The 16,719-nt window shown below is 63.6% G+C and carries 18 protein-coding genes; 13 read left to right on the top strand and 5 right to left on the bottom strand.

Features of this window, described 5'->3' with window-relative positions; translation table 11 throughout:
- Positions 1 to 55: 55 nt before the first annotated feature.
- Positions 56 to 706: a uracil-DNA glycosylase gene (locus X907_RS08400; RefSeq protein WP_170175508.1), complete on the bottom strand. Its 651-nt coding sequence runs from the start codon at positions 704 to 706 to the stop codon at positions 56 to 58.
- A complete protein-coding gene (locus X907_RS08395; RefSeq protein ID WP_127567014.1) occupies positions 696 to 1,277 on the bottom strand; it encodes a LabA-like NYN domain-containing protein in 582 nt (193 codons plus the stop codon). The genes X907_RS08400 and X907_RS08395 overlap by 11 nt, the downstream gene beginning before the upstream one ends.
- A 46-nt stretch (positions 1,278 to 1,323) precedes the next feature.
- Between X907_RS08395 and folK the strand changes: the two genes are divergently transcribed.
- From folK to X907_RS08330, 13 genes are all read left to right on the top strand, one after another.
- The gene (gene folK, locus X907_RS08390; protein ID WP_170175507.1) at positions 1,324 to 1,842 is read left to right on the top strand and encodes a 2-amino-4-hydroxy-6-hydroxymethyldihydropteridine diphosphokinase; all 519 of its coding nucleotides are present in this window, start codon (positions 1,324 to 1,326) and stop codon (positions 1,840 to 1,842) included.
- A 108-nt stretch (positions 1,843 to 1,950) separates the two neighbouring features.
- On the top strand, positions 1,951 to 2,316 hold the full coding sequence (gene rpoZ, locus X907_RS08385) for a DNA-directed RNA polymerase subunit omega (protein ID WP_127567010.1): 366 nt from the start codon (positions 1,951 to 1,953) through the stop codon (positions 2,314 to 2,316).
- Positions 2,317 to 2,397: 81 nt separating this feature from the next.
- Complete coding sequence (locus X907_RS08380; protein WP_233352255.1) at positions 2,398 to 4,539, top strand: RelA/SpoT family protein; 2,142 nt, start codon at positions 2,398 to 2,400, stop codon at positions 4,537 to 4,539.
- Positions 4,540 to 4,567: 28 nt separating this feature from the next.
- Positions 4,568 to 5,155: an orotate phosphoribosyltransferase gene (pyrE, locus tag X907_RS08375; RefSeq protein WP_127569408.1), complete on the top strand. Its 588-nt coding sequence runs from the start codon at positions 4,568 to 4,570 to the stop codon at positions 5,153 to 5,155.
- 5 nt (positions 5,156 to 5,160) lie between these two features.
- A complete protein-coding gene (locus X907_RS08370) occupies positions 5,161 to 5,907 on the top strand; it encodes a pyridoxine 5'-phosphate synthase (RefSeq protein WP_127567006.1) in 747 nt (248 codons plus the stop codon).
- Positions 5,904 to 6,317, top strand: a complete 414-nt coding sequence (gene acpS, locus X907_RS08365; protein ID WP_127567004.1) for a holo-ACP synthase — start codon at positions 5,904 to 5,906, stop codon at positions 6,315 to 6,317. Before X907_RS08370 ends, acpS begins: the two co-directional genes overlap by 4 nt.
- Positions 6,314 to 7,003, top strand: a complete 690-nt coding sequence (rnc, locus tag X907_RS08360) for a ribonuclease III (RefSeq protein WP_127567002.1) — start codon at positions 6,314 to 6,316, stop codon at positions 7,001 to 7,003. The genes acpS and rnc overlap by 4 nt, the downstream gene beginning before the upstream one ends.
- Positions 6,993 to 7,940, top strand: coding sequence for a GTPase Era (gene era, locus X907_RS08355; protein ID WP_127567000.1), 948 nt, complete (start codon positions 6,993 to 6,995; stop codon positions 7,938 to 7,940). Before rnc ends, era begins: the two co-directional genes overlap by 11 nt.
- Positions 7,941 to 8,099: 159 nt before the next feature.
- Positions 8,100 to 8,828 (top strand): DNA repair protein RecO, encoded by a 729-nt coding sequence (recO, locus tag X907_RS08350; protein WP_127566998.1) that lies wholly within the window; start codon positions 8,100 to 8,102, stop codon positions 8,826 to 8,828.
- Positions 8,829 to 8,878: 50 nt separating this feature from the next.
- Complete coding sequence (gene parC, locus X907_RS08345; protein ID WP_127566996.1) at positions 8,879 to 11,131, top strand: DNA topoisomerase IV subunit A; 2,253 nt, start codon at positions 8,879 to 8,881, stop codon at positions 11,129 to 11,131.
- Between the two features lie 2 nt (positions 11,132 to 11,133).
- Positions 11,134 to 11,586 carry a hypothetical protein gene (locus X907_RS08340; protein ID WP_127566994.1) on the top strand — a complete coding sequence of 151 codons (453 nt, stop codon included), beginning with the start codon at positions 11,134 to 11,136 and terminating at the stop codon, positions 11,584 to 11,586.
- A 94-nt stretch (positions 11,587 to 11,680) separates the two neighbouring features.
- Positions 11,681 to 12,229, top strand: a complete 549-nt coding sequence (locus X907_RS08335; RefSeq protein ID WP_127566992.1) for a LemA family protein — start codon at positions 11,681 to 11,683, stop codon at positions 12,227 to 12,229.
- 24 nt (positions 12,230 to 12,253) lie between these two features.
- Entirely contained in the window at positions 12,254 to 13,258 is a 1,005-nt protein-coding gene (locus X907_RS08330) for a M48 family metallopeptidase (protein ID WP_127566990.1), read from the top strand.
- Here X907_RS08330 and X907_RS08325 read toward each other — a convergent pair.
- Genes X907_RS08325 through X907_RS08315 form a run of 3 tightly spaced genes read right to left on the bottom strand, consistent with a single transcriptional unit; the run spans position 13,255 to position 16,716 of the window.
- Complete coding sequence (locus X907_RS08325; RefSeq protein ID WP_127566988.1) at positions 13,255 to 14,361, bottom strand: AI-2E family transporter; 1,107 nt, start codon at positions 14,359 to 14,361, stop codon at positions 13,255 to 13,257. The genes X907_RS08330 and X907_RS08325 overlap by 4 nt on opposite strands.
- Positions 14,354 to 15,928, bottom strand: a complete 1,575-nt coding sequence (locus X907_RS08320) for a TRAP transporter large permease (protein ID WP_127566986.1) — start codon at positions 15,926 to 15,928, stop codon at positions 14,354 to 14,356. Before X907_RS08320 ends, X907_RS08325 begins: the two co-directional genes overlap by 8 nt.
- The gene (locus tag X907_RS08315) at positions 15,928 to 16,716 is read right to left on the bottom strand and encodes a TRAP transporter small permease subunit (protein ID WP_127566984.1); all 789 of its coding nucleotides are present in this window, start codon (positions 16,714 to 16,716) and stop codon (positions 15,928 to 15,930) included. The genes X907_RS08320 and X907_RS08315 overlap by 1 nt, the downstream gene beginning before the upstream one ends.
- Positions 16,717 to 16,719: the final 3 nt, after the last annotated feature.

Raw genomic sequence — 16,719 nt, 5'->3', positions numbered from 1 at the left:
GACAAGCCGGGCCATGACAATCATCTTGCTATAGGAATGATTGTTCTGTTGCCGGCTAGAGCCTTGCCTTCGCCTTCTCGAACACGGCGTGGAACATGGGTTCGGTGAGGCGGCCCGTATTCGTGTTGTAGCGCGAGCAGTGATAGCTATCGATCAGGGTGAGGGGGCCTTGCGGTCCCTCCACCTCATGCTCTGCCCCGTGGGCGAAGGTGAAAGCTGCTGGGCGCCGGCCCAGCGCGCGCAGCGTGTTCTCGTGCGCAATCCGCCCCAGAGCGATCATCACTTTCAGCTTCGGCAGGGCCGCGATACGCGCGGCCAGGAAGGGGCGGCAATTGGCCATCTCCTCGCCCACCGGCTTGTTCTGCGGAGGCGCGCAGCGCACGGCATTGGTGATCATGGCGTCGTGCAGGGTCAGCCCGTCTTTCGGGTCGGCCTTATAAGTGCCCCTCGAGAAGCCATACCGCTCAATCGTCGCATAGAGCAGATCGCCCGCCCAGTCGCCGGTAAAGGGCCGGGCGGTGCGGTTGGCTCCGGTACGCCCCGGCGCCAGCCCCACGATCAGCAGGCGCGCGTTTGCGTCACCGAAGGAGGGTACCGCGCCGTTGAACCAGTCCGGCTCCTGACGGGCGTTTTCCTGCCGGTAGGCGACAAGGCGCGGGCAAAGCGGGCAATCGGCGCCAGGCTCGGCCGGGACGCTATGCGTCATCATCATCGCTGGACGCAGCCGGTGCGAAGTCCTCGCGGGCACGGCGTTCACGGCCAACCAGACGGCCAAGCTCCGCCAACTCGATGAAGTTATCGGCCTGACGGCGCAGATCGTCGGCAATCATGGGCGGTTGTGATTTCAGCGTGGAAACGACCGAGACCCGGACACCGCGCCTTTGCACGGCCTCGACCACTTTGCGGAAATCGCCATCACCGGAGAATAGCAGGATATGATCGAGATAGCTGGCAGACTCCAGCACATCAACGGCGATCTCGACATCCATGTCGCCCTTGATGCGTCGGCGGCCATGCTCATCGGTGTATTCGCGCGCCGCCTTCGTGACGATTGCAAACCCGTTATAGTCCAGCCAGTCCACGAGCGGGCGGATAGGGGTGTAGTCGTCATTTTCCAGCAGGGCGGTGTAGTAGTTCGCCCGGACGAGGCGGCCACGCTTTTTGAATTCTTCGAGAAGCTTGCGGTAATCGATGTCGAAATCGAGCGCGCGGGCTGCGGAATAGAGGTTGGCACCGTCGATAAAAAGGCCGATGCGCTCATTGGGATAAAAAGTCATGGGGCTCCTTGCGGGGGGCTAATGGCGAATTAAAATAGGCACTCGCTTGAATATCTACATCGCTTTCGGCTCAAACCAAGCCCTGGGGCGCAGAACGCCCCGGACGTTGCTGTGCGAGGCCGCCGAGACGCTGGAAACATGCGGTGTCCGGCTTGTCGCCCGGTCTTCGCTCTGGCAATCGCCTGCCTGGCCAGATCCGGCAGACCCGGCCTATGTGAATGCCGTTGCGCAGGTTGAAACGCGCCTGACGCCAACAGAGTTGCTTTTGTGCCTGCATGAGGTGGAGGAGCAGTTCGGGCGGGTGCGCTCGCAGCGCAATGCGCCCCGTACGCTGGATCTCGATATTGTCGATTTTGGCGGGCTGGTGTCGGACGGCGGTGAGGGGCCTGTTCTGCCGCACCCGCGCGCCGATCAGCGCGCTTTCGTGCTCTTGCCCTTGCAGGAGATTGCTCCAGGCTGGAAACATCCGGTAACCGGCAGTGCGATCAGCGGGCTGATTGACGCGCTGCCCCCCGGAGACATTCACGCCACCACACAGCTTGGACCGTTCGTCCGGGGCGGGTGATGCTTTGTGCAGCGCAGCGGCGCGCTTGAAGCCGGAGGCACACTGAGGTATCAGGAGTGTTCGCTATTACCCCCGACCCCCTGTTTGCATTTGGGAGCGTCCACGCTCATGGCTCGCGTTACTGTCGAAGATTGCATCGAAAAAATCCCCAACCGTTTCCGGCTGGTCCTTCTGTCTGCGCACCGCGCCCGCAATATCGCGGCCGGGTCTCAGCTGCAGATCGATCGGGATAACGACAAGAACCCGGTTGTGGCGCTGCGCGAGGTAGCCGACGAAAAGCTGGACCTTGATGCGCTGGCGGAAAGCCTGGTTGCGGGTCTGGAGCGTGTCATCCCGGCTGATGACGATGAAGACGAGGCGCGTCACGACGCTGCTGACGCTCCGCGCGCCCTGCCTGCACCTGAAATGGACGAGGCAGCCATGCTGCGCGCCCTGCAGAGCGATCGGGACGGGCCGGCAGACGGCCGTTTGTAAGCTTTGGGCGGGGTAGCGCTCAGCGCGTCCGCCGAAGCGCCGGGAACCATCCCAAGCGCCGACGACCTCATAGCGCGCGTATTGACCTACCATCCCAATGCGGATGCGGAGCTGATACGCCGCGCCTACGACTATTCACGCGACAAGCACGCCCATCAGAAGCGCCATTCCGGTGAGCCCTATTACGGGCACACCGTGGCGGTGGCGATGCTGCTCGCCGACCTTCATCTCGACGTGGCAACGGTGTGCAGCGGGCTCCTGCACGACACGGTTGAAGATACCGACGCCACGCTTGAGGAGATAACCGAGCTTTTTGGTGAGGATGTCGCCCGCCTCGTTGATGGCGAGACCAAGCTCAGCCAGATGGAGCTGATCAACAAGCGGACCCGTCAGGCGGAAAACTTCCAGAAACTCGTCCTGGCCATTACGGACGATGTCCGCGTGCTGCTGGTGAAGCTGTGCGACCGGCTGCACAATATGCGCACGCTGCATTTCATGCCGAAGCCGGAAAAGCGTGAGCGGATCGCCCGAGAGACGCTGGAAATTTACGCGCCGCTGGCCCGGCGCATCGGCGTGAACCGTATCTGCGTGGAGCTGGAAGATCTCGCTTTCCGTAACATCAATCCGGATGCGTACGAGTCCATCACCCGCCGGCTGGCCGCGCTGCGGGCCACACGGGCCTCCGCGATTGCCGCCATGTCCTCGCTGCTCTCCCAGCGGCTTGAGGAAGCGGGCATAGACTGCCGCGTGTTCGGACGCGAGAAGCGGCCCTATTCGATCTGGCGCAAGCTGGAGCGCAAGGGCACCTCGTTTGACGACATTGCCGACATCTATGCCTTCCGCGTGATCGTGAACACGCCGGACGAATGCTACCGGACGCTGGGGGTGATCCACCAGAACTGGCGCTCAGTGCCGGAGCGCTTCCACGACTACATCTCCACCCCCAAGCCCAATAATTACCGCTCGCTGCACACCACCATTGTCGGTCCGCACAATGTGCGCATGGAGCTGCAGATACGTACCGAGGCCATGGAGGCGGTTGCAGAGACCGGCGTGGCCGCGCACTGGCGCTACAAGGCTGGCCGCTACGGTTATGACGCCAAATCAGCGCGCGAGGCAGGCGGCGACCCGCTCGGCCGGTTGCGGGCTTTTGTCGAAATTCTCGAGCAGGGCGGTGACCCGGACGAGTTTCTCGAGCATGCCAAGCTGGAGATGCTCACCGACCAGGTCTACGCCTTCACGCCCAAGGGCGAGCTGATTGCCCTGCCGCAGGGTGCAACGCCGCTGGATTTTGCCTATGCGGTCCATACCGAGCTGGGGGCAGGGGCGGTTGGCGTGCGTATCAATGGACGCGAGCGGCCATTACGTACCCGGCTGCGTAATGGCGATACGGTAGAGATCATCAAGGGCGGGGTGCGCCAGCCGCCTGCCGGGTGGGAAGACCTTGTGGTTACCGGCCGCGCCAAGGCCGCGATCCGCAAGCTTATCCGTGAAACCCAGCAGCAGGAGTTTGAGCGCCTTGGCAAGGTGATCGCCGAGCACGCCTTCCAGCGCGAGGGCAAGGCCTTCAAGGAAAACATGCTGACGGAGGCGCTGGCGCGGCTCGACCTGAAATCCGCGCCGGAACTCTATCAGGCACTGGGCAGGGGGCAGATCACCTCCACCCAGCTCTTTGACGCGGTATTTCCCGGCCAGCGCGAGAAAAGCCCCAATGATCCGAGCCAGCGCGAGCTGATCGATGATGAAAAGGGCGCGCTTTACGTGCATGGCAGCGGGCTGACGCCCGGCGTGTCGCTGCATTTCGCGCCCTGCTGCTCGCCGCTTCCGGGCGACCGCATTGTCGGCATTTTGCGTGAGGGCGTTGGCGTGGAAGTCCACGTCATCGACTGCGAACGTCTGGCCGAGCTGGAGGAGGAAGCCCCTGCCTCTGGCGATAACTGGATTGATCTGAAATGGACGCCTGAAGCGCGCTCGAACGCTGTTTCGGTGGGCCGGGTACTGGCGACGGTGCGCAACGAGCCGGGCGTGCTGGCCGAGATTGCGGGTGCCGTTGGTGAGGCGCGCGGCAACATCACCAATATCAAGACGCTTTCCCGCTCGCGCGATTTCTTTGATATGGCGTTCGACATTGAGGTGGTGGACGTGCGCCATTTGTCCAATATCGTCGCTGCACTGAAGACGTGTGACCGGGTAGTCAGTGCCGAGCGCGCCCGTTACGAGTAGCGCCGCTTTTATCGGGAGGCCGGACATGATGACCGCAGACGAAGTGCTGGACGAGTTCCGCGAGGCAGGTGCCTTGCTGGAGGGCCATTTCATCTTGTCCTCTGGCCTGCGCAGCCCGGTCTTTCTGCAGAAGGCGCTGGTCTTCCGCGAGCCTGCCCGCACCGAAAAGCTGTGCAAGGCGATGGCTGAGGCCGTGCGCGCGAAGGTTCAGGACAACATTACCGCCATTGTCTCGCCCGCGCTGGGCGGGATTATTCCGGGCTATGAAACCGCTCGCCAGCTGGACCTGCCCTTCCTGTTTGTCGAGCGTGAGGATGGCGAGTTCCGCCTTCGGCGCGGCTTCCAGCTGACGGCTGCCGACCGCGTACTGGTTGTCGAGGACATCGTGACGACGGGTCTCTCCTCGCGCGAGTGCATCTCCGCGATAGAGAAGACTGGTGCCAAAGTGGTGGCTGAATGCTGTCTTGTGGACCGTTCCGGCGGGCGCGCTGACGTGGGCGTGCCGCTGATCGCGCTCGCGACGGTGGCTTTCCCGGCCTATGCCGAAGATGCGCTGCCGCCAGAGCTGGAGCGCATTCCGGCCATCAAGCCCGGCAGCCGGGGGCTGGAGGCGTAAGGCCGATGTTGCGTCTCGGACTGAACATTGATCACGTCGCGACGATCAGGAACGCGCGCGGCGGCGCGCATCCCGATCCGGTACGTGCGGCGGCGGTGGCGCAAAGCGCGGGCGCGGACGGAATTACCATCCATTTGCGCGAAGACCGGCGTCATATTCGCGACGGTGATCTGGAGGCGATCCGTTCGGCCACGCGCCTGCCGATCAATCTGGAAATGGCCGCAACAGACGAGATGGCGGCCATTGCCGAGCGTTTCCGGCCGCACGCGGCCTGCCTGGTGCCAGAGAAGCGCGAGGAGCGCACGACCGAAGGCGGGCTGGATGTGGCGGGCCTGCACAACACCATCGCGCCGATTGTGCGCCGTCTGAAGGATGCGGGGTGCCGCGTCTCGCTCTTCATCGAGCCGGACCCGGTGCAGATTGCGGTTGCCGAAGTGCTGGGCGCACCGGTCGTGGAACTGCACACCGGGCGCTATGCCGAGCTCTGGCTGGAGGGCGATGAAGCGGGTGTCGCGCGCGAGCTGGAACGCCTGAAGGACGCGGCCAGAGAGGCAGCCCGGCGCGGGATCGAGCCGCATGCGGGGCATGGCCTGACCTTCGACAATGTGAAGCCGGTGGCCGCAATCGCGGAGCTCGCCGAGCTGAATATCGGCCATTTCCTGATCGGCGAGGCGATCTTTACCGGGCTGGAGACGGCCGTGAAGCGCATGCGCGCTTTGATGGATGAAGCGCGCGCGGAGAAAGTCGCGTGATAATCGGCATCGGCACCGACATCATCGACATTCGCCGCATCGAGCGGTCGATTGAGCGGTTTGGCGACCGGTTCAAGAACAGGGTTTTCAGCGCTGGCGAGCGCGCCAAGGCCGAAAGCCGGCGCCGCGAGGTGGACACCTATGCCAAGCGCTTTGCCGCCAAGGAAGCGACCGCCAAGGCGCTGGGTACCGGCATTTACCGGGGCGTGATCTGGCGTGATCTGGAAGTCATCAACCTCAAAGGCGGCAAGCCCACGATGAAGCTGTCGGGCAAGGCGCTGGAGCGCGCCCGCGCCCTGACGCCGGACGGCATGGATTTCACCGTCCACCTGACCCTGACCGATGATTACCCTTGGGCGCAGGCCTTCGCGATCCTGGAAGCGATCCCGAAGGTGGAGCCGGGCGCATGACCAACCGGCTGAAGCAGCTTGAAGACGCCATCGGCTATAAGTTTACCGATCCCGGCCTGCTGGAAATCGCGCTGACCCATGCCAGCCATGGCGATGGCCGCCGCCGCACGGACTCCAACGAACGCATGGAGTTTCTGGGCGATCGCGTGCTGGGCCTTCTGGTGGCCGAACAGCTCTATTCCATGTTTGAGGGCCTTAGCGAAGGCGGGCTGGCGCATCGTCTGAACGCGCTGGTCAATAAGGGGGCGTGCGCGCGCGTGGCTCGGTCCATCGGTTTGGGAGAAGCGCTGCTGCTATCGCCGGGCGAAGAGCGCCTTGGCGGGCGCGAGAAGGAATCCATCCTTGGCGATGCCTGCGAGGCGCTGATCGGCGCGATATATCTCGATGGCGGGCTCCCAGCTGCGCGTGCCTTTTTCGACTCCGCGTGGGAGGAGGAGCTGGCCCAGCTCACCCGCCAGACCAAGGATGCGAAATCCTATCTGCAGGAGTGGGCGGCGCGCAAAAGCCTGCCTGCTCCGGCCTATAACTTGGTGTCACGCAAAGGGCCGGATCATCGCCCCCATTTCACCGTGGAAGTAACGATAGACGGGCTGGAACCTGCTATGGGTGAAGGCGCGACCAAACAGGCCGCGCAGCGCGCCGCCGCCGACGCCATGCTCAAACGGGAACACGCCCATGACCAGTAAGGACACCACCCGCGCAGGCTTTGTTGCCGTGATGGGCGCGCCCAATGCGGGCAAATCCAGCCTTGTGAACGCGCTGGTCGGCCAGAAGGTCTCCATCGTCACCCACAAGGTGCAAACCACGCGCTTCCAGATACGCGGCGTGATGATGAAGGACCGCACGCAGGTCGTGCTGGTCGATACGCCCGGCGTATTCGCGCCGCGCCGCCGCCTCGACCGGGCGATGGTGAAAGCAGCCTGGGCCGGGGCAGACGAGGCCGATGCCATCGTCCATGTGGTCGATGCCGCTGCCGCGTCGCGCGTGCTGAAGGGCCGTACAGGCGGGCAGGATGCGCGCGCCGACGAAGATACGCGCCGCGTGATCGAGGGGCTTAAAAACGCCAATCGGACGGCCATTCTGGCGCTCAACAAGATTGATCTCATCAAGCGGGACGAGCTGCTGGCGCTGGCGCAAAGCCTCCATGAAACAGGCGCTTACAGCGAGGTCTTCATGATCTCGGCGAGTAATGGCAGCGGCGTGAAGGATCTTGCCGCGCGCCTGGTCGCGCTGATGCCCGAAGGCGAGTTCTTCTACGATGAGGACCAGATCGCCGATCTGCCGATGCGCCTGCTCGCTGCGGAGATTACGCGCGAAAAACTGTTCCTGCGCGTGCATGACGAGCTGCCCTATGGCCTCACCGTGGAGACCGATAGCTGGCAGGATCGCAAGGATGGTTCGGTGCGTATCGAGCAGACGATCTACGTGGAGCGCGAAGGCCACAAGCCGATGGTTATCGGCAAGGGTGGACAGACGCTCAAAACCATTGGCGAACTGGCCCGCAAGGAACTCTCCGCCGATCTGGAGCGCGAGGTTCACCTCTTCCTGCACGTGAAGGTGCGTCCCGGCTGGAGCGAGGAGCGTGCGCGCTATTCCGCGCTCGGCCTGGAGTTTGATGCGTGAGTTTTTCCGCCTTCCCAGATCAGAACATCCCCAAACTTCGTCATTCCGGAAGCGCCATCGGCGCTATCCGGAACCCAGTGCATATTGATCTCTGGGTTCCGGGTCTGCGCTTCGCTTCGCCCGGAATGACGAGGGAAAGAAGCGGCCAAGACTATTGCCATGGAATGGACTGATACCGGCCGCATCATCGCTGTGCGCAATTATGGCGAGACCAGCGCCATTGTGGAGCTGCTGACACCGGAGCATGGCCGTCATCCCGGCCTCGTACGCGGCGGAAGGTCGAAGGCCATGCGGCCAATCCTGCAGCCGGGCAATGCGGTGCGGGCGGTCTGGCGGGCGAGGCTGGACGAGCATCTGGGCAATTATGCGCTGGAAGCAGAATCGCTGGACGCGGGCGCGCTGATGGATGATCCGCTGGCGCTGTCGGGTCTCAATGCGGCCTGCGCGATGGCGGTGCTGGCCCTGCCGGAGCGCGAGGCACATCCGGCGGTGCATGGCGCGTTCGAGGTGCTGGTGTCATCCCTCAATGACATCGATATATGGCCCGCGCTCTACATTCGCTGGGAGGCGGGCCTGCTGGCTGATCTCGGTTATGGCATGGATCTGAAGAAGTGCGCCGCGACCGGCCAGACCCACGATCTCAAATATGTCAGCCCGCGTACCGGACGTGCCGTGAGCGCTGAAGCCGGAGCCGAATATGCCGACCGCCTGCTGGCCCTGCCGGGCTTCATGGCGGGGTCGGGCGAGGTCTCGCCGGGCGACATTGCTGCCGGGCTGAAACTGACCGCCCACTTCATCGAGCGGCGCGTATTGTGGCCGACTGACAAGGTATTGCCCGAAGCGCGCACGCGCATGATCGAGCGGCTGGAATCGGCGGGCAGACTTTAGGCTGAACGCCCTATACTGGCTCGAAGCAGAATCAGTGACAGAGGCGAGGCATGGGACACGAACCGGTTGGTGAGGCAGGGCGCATTTTCCCTGAGCGCTTCGAGGATGCGCTGTCCTCGCGCTATCTGGCCTATGCGCTTTCCACCATCACCCAGCGTGCGCTGCCCGATGCCCGTGACGGTCTGAAGCCCGTTCACCGGCGGCTCCTGCACGCCATGCGCCTTCTAAAGCTTGATCCCGATGCGGCGTTCAAGAAGTCCGCGCGCGTGGTTGGCGATGTGATCGGTAAATACCACCCGCATGGCGACCAGTCCGTCTATGACGCGCTGGTGCGTCTGGCGCAGGATTTTGCCGCCCGTTATCCGCTGATCGAGGGGCAGGGCAATTTCGGCAATGTGGACGGCGATAGCGCGGCGGCCATGCGCTATACCGAAGCGCGCCTGACCGAAGCGGCCCGTCTGCTGCTGGCGGACATGGACGAGGACACGGTCGATTTCCGCAAGACCTATGACGGCTCCGAAGAGGAACCGGTCGTCCTGCCGGGCGCCTTCCCGAACCTGCTCGCCAACGGCGCGACGGGCATTGCGGTGGGCATGGCGACCAGCATCCCGCCCCATAACGCCGCCGAAATCTGCGATGCCGCGCGCCATCTGATCGCCAAACCCGATGCAGACGTCCGTGCGCTGGCGAAATTCGTCAAAGGGCCGGACTTTCCCACGGGCGGCATATGCGTGGAGCCTGCCGCCTCGATCCTTGAAGCCTATGAGACAGGCCGGGGCGGGTTCCGCCTGCGCGCCAAATGGGAGGTGGAGGATCAGGGGCGTGGTACGTGGCGCATCGTCGTCACGGAAATTCCCTATCTGGTCCAGAAGGCGCGGCTGGTGGAACGCATTGCGAGCCTGATGGAAGCCAAAAAGCTGCCGCTGCTGGCTGATGTGATGGATGAAAGCGCGGAGGATGTGCGCCTGGTGCTGGAGCCGCGCGCGCGCACGGTCGATCCGGCCGTGCTGATGGAATCCATGTTCCGGGCGACTGATCTGGAAGTGCGCTTTCCCTTGAACCTCAACGTGCTGGACCCCAAAGGCGCGCCGCGCGTGATGAGCCTGAAAGAGGTCTTGCAGATATGGCTGGACCATCGCCGCGAAGTGGTGGTGCGCCGGGCCACACGCCGTCTGGCGCAGGTCGAAGACCGGCTGGAAGTGCTGGCGGGCTATATCATCTGCTTCCTCAATCTGGACCGCGTGATTGCCATCATCCGCGAGAGCGATGAGCCCAAGCCCGATCTGATGGCCGAGTTCCAGCTGTCCGAGCGGCAGGCCGAGGCGATCCTCAATATGCGCCTGCGCTCCCTTCGCAAGCTGGAAGAGATCGAGCTGCGCGCGGAATCTGACCGGCTGGGCGAGGAGCGTGCGGGGCTGAAAGCCCTCCTTGCGAGTGACGAGCAGCAATGGGCGAAGGTCGATGGTGAAATCGCTGCCGTGCGCGAGAGCTTCGGCCCGCGCACCGCCATTGGCCGCCGCCGCACCCATTTCGCTGATGCGCCAGCCGATGATCTGGCCGACCGCGTGGAGGAAGCGCTGGTGGTGCGAGAGCCGGTGACGGTCGTGCTCTCCGAAAAGGGCTGGATACGCGCGCTCAAAGGCCATGTAGACGACCTCTCAAGCCTGAAGCACAAGGATGGCGACGAGACAGCCTTTGCCGTGCGCTGTGAGACGACTGACAAGCTTCTCCTGTTTGCCACCGATGGCCGGGTGTTCACGCTGGATGCGTCCAAACTGCCGGGCGGGCGCGGCTTTGGTGAGCCGGTGCGCCTGCAGATCGATCTTGATGAAAGCTCGGCTCCGCTGGCGCTGGTGAAGCATGATCCGGCACGCAAGCTGCTGATCGCGTCCAGCTCCGGCCATGGCTTCCTCGTGCCGGAAGCCGAACTGCCCGCCATCAAGCGGGCGGGCCGCCAGCTGGTAAATCTCGTCGAGGGCGCGGAGGTGATCGTCGTCACCGAGGCCAAGGGCGATACCGCCGCCGTGATCGGCGAGAACCGCAAGCTGCTCGTCTTCGCTCTTGATGAGATCCCTGAAATGACGCGCGGCAAGGGCGTGCGCCTGCTGGGCGGCAAGGGCGGGGAGGTGAGCGATGTCACGGTGTTCGCCGCCGAAGAGGGGCTGACCTGGACTGACGGGGCCGGGCGCAAGCATCTGGTGGAAGACTGGAAGCTCTTCCTTGGCAAGCGCGCGCAGGCCGGACGTCTGGCACCGAAGGGCTTTTCCCGCGCTGGCCGCTTCGCGCCGAGAGGGCAGGTTTAAGTGTGACTGGCCTTGGTGTGACGCTTGCGGCTCTGGCTCGCGCCATGACAGCATGCCGCGATCCGTGGGCTATTTATGGCGGAGCCGGACTCCATCTCCACGGCATCGAGGACGGGCCGCTGGCTGACATTGATGTGCTGGTATCTGACAGGGATGCATTAGCGCTTCTGGCGCGCGCCGATGTCACGCGAAAACAGTCAGAGCCATCTCAACTGTTCCGCTCCCGTCAGTTCCTTAACGCCAGCTTTGGCGAAGTGCCGGTCGAGATCATGGCCGGTCTGGAAGTATGCCGTAAGGGTAAGTGGTGGCCGGTCGAGGTGCATGAGAGCATCAACCTCGGCAAGGGTGCCATGTCCGTCCAGGTCGCCAGCCGCAGCGAGCTGATACGCCTGTTCAGACTAATGGGACGTGAGAAGGACTTGCACCGCGCCCGCCTTCTGGAAACCACCCCTTAAGCCACCAGCGCCCAACAGGCTTGGCGCGCCGGGCGGTTACGTTTATTCATCACAGGTACAAGCCCCGCCACCTCCTCACGGGAAGGATAATTCCATGGAATTTGTCATCATCCTCGTCATCCTTGCCGTTATCGGCCTGGCCATCATCCTCATCTACAACCGCCTTGTGGCCCTGCGTCAGACGACCAACCAGGCATGGGGCGATATCGATGTGCAGATGAAGCAGCGCTACGACCTCGTGCCGAACCTTGTCGAGACCGTGAAGGGCTATGCGACGCACGAGAAGGAAACGCTGGAAAACGTCATCAAGGCGCGCCAGCAGGCCATTGATGCCACCGGCATGAAGGATCTCGCCGCTGCCGAGAACATGCTGACCGGTGCGCTGCGCCAGCTCTTCGCGCTGTCGGAAGCCTATCCGGATCTGAAGGCCAACCAGAACTTTCTGGCCCTGCAGCGCGAGCTGGCCGATCTGGAAAACAAGATCGCTGCCGCCCGCCGCTTCTTCAACAATGCGGTCTCCGAGTACAACACGGCCATCGAGCAGTTCCCGGCTGTGGTGCTGGCAGGCCCGTTCGGCTTCAAGTCCCGCGAGTTCTTCGAGATTGCGGCGTCCGAGCGCGCTGCGCCGTCGGTGAAGTTCTAGGGTATCGGCACGCGGAGGCCTGTCATGCTCGCAGCGACCGGCCTTCGCAGCCATATCTGGAACAATAATCTCAAATCCATCCTGCTGCTGGCAGGATTCCCGTTCCTGATCCTCGGCCTCGTATACGCCATGACAGTGCTGTTTCTGGCCTGGACGGCGGGCGAGCAGGCTGATGTCGGCCGGGCTGCCGGAGAGGCGGCCTATGCGATGCCCATGGTTACGCCCTGGGTGCTCATCGGGGTGGCGATCTGGTTCACCATTGCCTGGCTGTCTCATCAGGCGATCATTGATGCCAGCACCGGCGCGAAGAAGGTGTCGCGCAATGACGAGCCGGAACTATACAACCTGCTGGAAAATCTGTGTATTTCGCGCGGGCTGACCATGCCCGCCTTGCGGATCATCGAAACGCCTGCACTGAACGCCTATGCCTCCGGCCTGACGGAGAAACAGGCGGCGGTCACGGTGACGCGCGGCCTGATGGAAAAACTCGACCGGGATGAGCTGGAAGCGGTGCTGGCCCACGAGCTGACCCATATCATCAACCGCGATGTGCGCCTGCTGGTCATCTCCATCATCTTTGTCGGCATCATCTCTTTCACCGTGGAGATCATGGTACGCGGCATGCTGCACGGCTCGCTGGGACGGGCCGGGGGCGGACGGCGCGGATCGGGTGGCAATGCCGGCGTGTTCATCCTGGTGGCCATGGCTCTTGCCGCGCTGGCATGGATGCTGGCGATCGCCATCCGCTTCACCCTGTCGCGCAAGCGCGAATACATGGCCGATGCAGGCGCGGTGGAGCTGACCAAGAACCCCGACGCGATGATCTCGGCCCTGATGAAGGTGTCCGGCAATCCGGATGTGGAGGGGGCGCCCGCCGAAGTGCGCCAGATGTTCCTGCATGACCGCTCCAGCGGGTTTGCAGGCATGTTCGCCACCCACCCGCCGATGGACAAGCGCATCGCGGCGCTGGAGCGCTATGCGGGCGGCAACCGGCCGCCGCCGCGCGCCGGGGCTGTGCCTGCGGTTTAGGGTTTTACCCCCAGCAAGGGCGCGTAGGCGCGCGCATAGACGTGCCAGACCGCGCTGAACAGGGCGGCAATCATCGGGCCGATGATGATGCCCATGGCGCCGAACAGGGTCAGGCCGCCGAGCGTGGAAATCAGCACCATGAGATCGCTCATCTTGGCGTCCCTGCCGACCAGGCGCGGGCGCAGGAAATTGTCGATATTCATGATGACGATGAAACCGAACAGGCCGAGCGCTATACCGGCTGTCATATCGTCCTGATAGATCAGCCAGGCGGCAGCCGGCCCCCAGACCAGGGGGGTGCCGATCCCCGGAATCACGGAGAGAAGCCCCGCCACAGCACCCCAGAACGGCGCGCCCGGCACGCCAGCGATGGCGAGCGCCAGCCCTGTAACGGTGCCCTGCACAAGGCCGATGATCAGCGTGCCCTTTATCGTCGCGCGGATGGTGGAGACGGCCCGCCCGGCCAGCAGGATCCGGTCGCGTGGACGCAGCGGCAGCAGCTTCAGGGTCGTTGCCGTCATCGCGCGGCCATGAACCAGAAAGAAATAGAGGGCGTAGAGAAAAACGATCAGGTTCAGAAAGACCATCAGGGTCGAGCCTGCAGCCGAAGTCATCGCGTTGATGAAGACGCGCCCTGCCGTCGAGGCAAAGCTGCCGATCTGGCTGGCAATTTCGCCCTGATAGCGGATCACTTCCTCGCGCCACGGCACCCATTCGGGTACACCGCCGCCTGCTGCCCGCCAGTTCGTTACCTGTTCCTGCACGAAGGGGGTGAGCGACTCGCTTACCTGCAACGCTTCGCGCACGACGATGACGACCAGTATGCCCAGCGGCACCATGCCTATCAGGATGACCGATACCATCAGCAGGCTCGCCGACAGGCGTGCCCGGCCGCCCAGCGTGTCGGCCATGTCGTCCTGAATGGGTGTCAGCATCAGGGCCAGCACGGCGGCAAGGAAGACCGCGCCCAGAAAATCCTTCACCATCCAGACGAAAAGTCCGGTCAGTGCCAGCGCCGCAACGACAATGACAAAGCGCTGCAATGTTGCGCGTTCTGCGGGGGTCGGACCGCCGGGCGCGTCGTCAGGGCGAGATTCAGCCATAAAGTGCTCTTGGCAGGGCGGTTGCGAGCCAGGGCAGGGCGGCAACCAGCGCTATTGCGAAAAGCTGAATGATAACGAAGGGGATGGCACCGCGATAGATGGCGCTTGTCGGCAGGGAAGGCGGCGCCACACCGCGCAGATAGAACAGCGCAAAGCCGAAGGGCGGGGTCAGGAAGCTGGTCTGCAGGTTCAACGCCATCAGCACGCCCAGCCAGATCGGGTCCACGCCCATCAGGAACAGGATTGGCGCGACGATAGGCACGACCACGAAGGTGATCTCGATGAAATCGAGGAAAAAGCCCAGCACGAACATGATCAGCATCACCACCAGCACCGCGCCGAACACGCCGCCCGGCACAGCCTCCAGCATGGCGCGCACGCTGCCATCACCGCCGAGCTCCCGGAATACCAGCGCAAACAGGGAGGCACCGATCAGGATCACGAAAACCATGGAGGAGATGCGCGCGGTCTGTGTCATCACCTCGTCGAGTACGCGTGTGCGGAACAGGCGGATGAGCGCCCATAGCGTGCCCGCAACGGCCACCGCGCCGAGGCCCAGGGTCAGAAGGCGCTCATTGCCGTCCACTCCGGCGCGCAGATTGAGCGCCATGGCCGCAGCGATCAGCGCCAGCAGGCTGATAGCACCGATAGCCACCAGCCAGCGCCCACCGCGCGGATTGGACGATGCGCCCGCATTGCGGAAACCCGCCAGCAGGGTTGCGCCGAGCGCGCCGACACCGGCGGCTTCGGTGGGTGTGGCAAGGCCGGCAAGGATCGAACCCAGCACCGCAACGATCAGCGCCAGCGGCGGTATCAGCGCGCGCAGCGCCTTGAAGATGTCCGCGTTCAGTTCCTCTTTGGGAATGGCCGGTGAGGCCGCAGGACGGATTATCGCGATGACGATCTGGTAGACGATATAGGCGCCAACCAGCAGCAGGCCGGGAATGAGTGCCCCTGCAAACAGATCGCCCACGGTCAAAATGTCGGGCGCGAAAATGCCCTGTTCACGCTGCGCGCGCGCATAGGCCGAACCCAGCTGGTCGCCCAGCAGGATCAGTACGATAGACGGCGGAATGATCTGCCCCAGCGTGCCGGACGCGGCGATTGAACCGCTGGCGAGCGCCGGGTCATAGCCACGGCGCAGCATGGTCGGAAGCGACAATAGGCCCATCGTTACCACGGTGGCGCCTACGATGCCGGTGGATGCCGCGAGCAAGGCCCCGACGATCACCACCGAGATGCCAAGCCCGCCGCGCATCGAGCCGAAGAGCGCGCCCATGGCTTCAAGCAATTCCTCGGCGACGCGCGATTTTTCCAGCATTACGCCCATGAAGACGAAAAGCGGCACGGCCACGAGGATGGATTTGTCCATCTCCATGATGTTGCCGTAGATGCGCTGCGGGAAGGCGCGCAAATGCAGCGGGTCGAACGCGTCCAGCGCCAGGCCGATCAGCGCAAAGAGGATGGCGACACCGGCCAGCGTAAACGCTACCGGGAAGCCACGCAGCAGCGCGATCACTGCCGTGACAAACATCAGGAAGGGAAGGGCGACGAGCAGGAGGTCCATCACAGGGCTCCCGTCGGCGCGTCCTCGCGCAGGCCTTCGTCAGGGGTGTCCCTGTCAGCCAGCGTCAGCGCCGCTCTTGCGGCCATCGAGACCCCTTGCGCGATCATCATTACGGCAAAGACGGGAATGGCGGTTTTCAGGGCAAAGACCAGAGGCAGGCCGTCGCTCTCGCGCGAGCGTTCCAGTATCCGCCAGGCACCGCCCACATAGGTACGCGACGTGTCGAGGATCAGCCAGCACATCGGGATCAGCGCCAGATAGACGCCAGCAAGATCAGTCCACGCCTTCGCCCTGGACGACAGGCGCGAGTAGAAAATATCGACCCGCACATGCCCGCCCGCCAGCAGGGTGACCGCGCTGGACAGAAGGAAAAGTAGAGCGTGCAGGTATATAATGCTTTCCTGCAGCTTTGTGACCGAAACCCCGAAAACATAACGCTGAATGACAACAAGGCTGGTGACCAGAACCAGCGCGAGAGCAAACCAGCGGGCCGCGTCACCAATGGCGCGGTTGACGGCATCGATGATGACGCTGGTGCGGACCAGTGCTGCGGTCATCAGGGCGGGCGGCGCAGCGATCACAATCCACAGGGCGGCGACCAGCGGCAGCGCGATAACGGGCGTCAGCGCCCAGCCTACCCAGCCCAGAGCGATACCGAGATCGCGCCCACGGGCGGAGAGGTCGGATGCGATCCATGCCTGAACACTGCCGCCCGTCGCGATGTCGGCGAGTATGAGCAGGCCGGTAAAGGCCAGAATGGCGATGAGCAGCCAGTCGCCCGCTCGCATTGT

It is taken from the genome of Glycocaulis alkaliphilus (assembly GCF_004000605.1).
Classification (GTDB): domain Bacteria; phylum Pseudomonadota; class Alphaproteobacteria; order Caulobacterales; family Maricaulaceae; genus Glycocaulis; species Glycocaulis alkaliphilus.
Note: the sequence above shows the minus strand (reverse complement) of the source record. Positions and strands in the feature narration are given on the sequence as shown.

Bases quoted from the DNA above. Each gene is read 5' to 3' on its own strand.
- rpoZ (WP_127567010.1), top strand. From the start codon at position 1,951: ATGGCTCGCGTTACTGTCGAAGATTGCATCGAAAAAATCCCCAACCGT.
- recO (WP_127566998.1), top strand. From the start codon at position 8,100: ATGGAATGGACTGATACCGGCCGCATCATCGCTGTGCGCAATTATGGC.
- X907_RS08335 (WP_127566992.1), top strand. From the start codon at position 11,681: ATGGAATTTGTCATCATCCTCGTCATCCTTGCCGTTATCGGCCTGGCC.
- era (WP_127567000.1), top strand. From the start codon at position 6,993: ATGACCAGTAAGGACACCACCCGCGCAGGCTTTGTTGCCGTGATGGGC.
- rnc (WP_127567002.1), top strand. From the start codon at position 6,314: ATGACCAACCGGCTGAAGCAGCTTGAAGACGCCATCGGCTATAAGTTT.
- pyrE (WP_127569408.1), top strand. From the start codon at position 4,568: ATGACCGCAGACGAAGTGCTGGACGAGTTCCGCGAGGCAGGTGCCTTG.
- X907_RS08370 (WP_127567006.1), top strand. From the start codon at position 5,161: ATGTTGCGTCTCGGACTGAACATTGATCACGTCGCGACGATCAGGAAC.
- X907_RS08315 (WP_127566984.1), bottom strand. From the start codon at position 16,716: ATGCGAGCGGGCGACTGGCTGCTCATCGCCATTCTGGCCTTTACCGGC.
- X907_RS08395 (WP_127567014.1), bottom strand. From the start codon at position 1,277: ATGACTTTTTATCCCAATGAGCGCATCGGCCTTTTTATCGACGGTGCC.
- X907_RS08325 (WP_127566988.1), bottom strand. From the start codon at position 14,361: ATGGCTGAATCTCGCCCTGACGACGCGCCCGGCGGTCCGACCCCCGCA.
- X907_RS08330 (WP_127566990.1), top strand. From the start codon at position 12,254: ATGCTCGCAGCGACCGGCCTTCGCAGCCATATCTGGAACAATAATCTC.
- X907_RS08400 (WP_170175508.1), bottom strand. From the start codon at position 706: ATGACGCATAGCGTCCCGGCCGAGCCTGGCGCCGATTGCCCGCTTTGC.
- parC (WP_127566996.1), top strand. From the start codon at position 8,879: ATGGGACACGAACCGGTTGGTGAGGCAGGGCGCATTTTCCCTGAGCGC.
- X907_RS08320 (WP_127566986.1), bottom strand. From the start codon at position 15,928: ATGGACCTCCTGCTCGTCGCCCTTCCCTTCCTGATGTTTGTCACGGCA.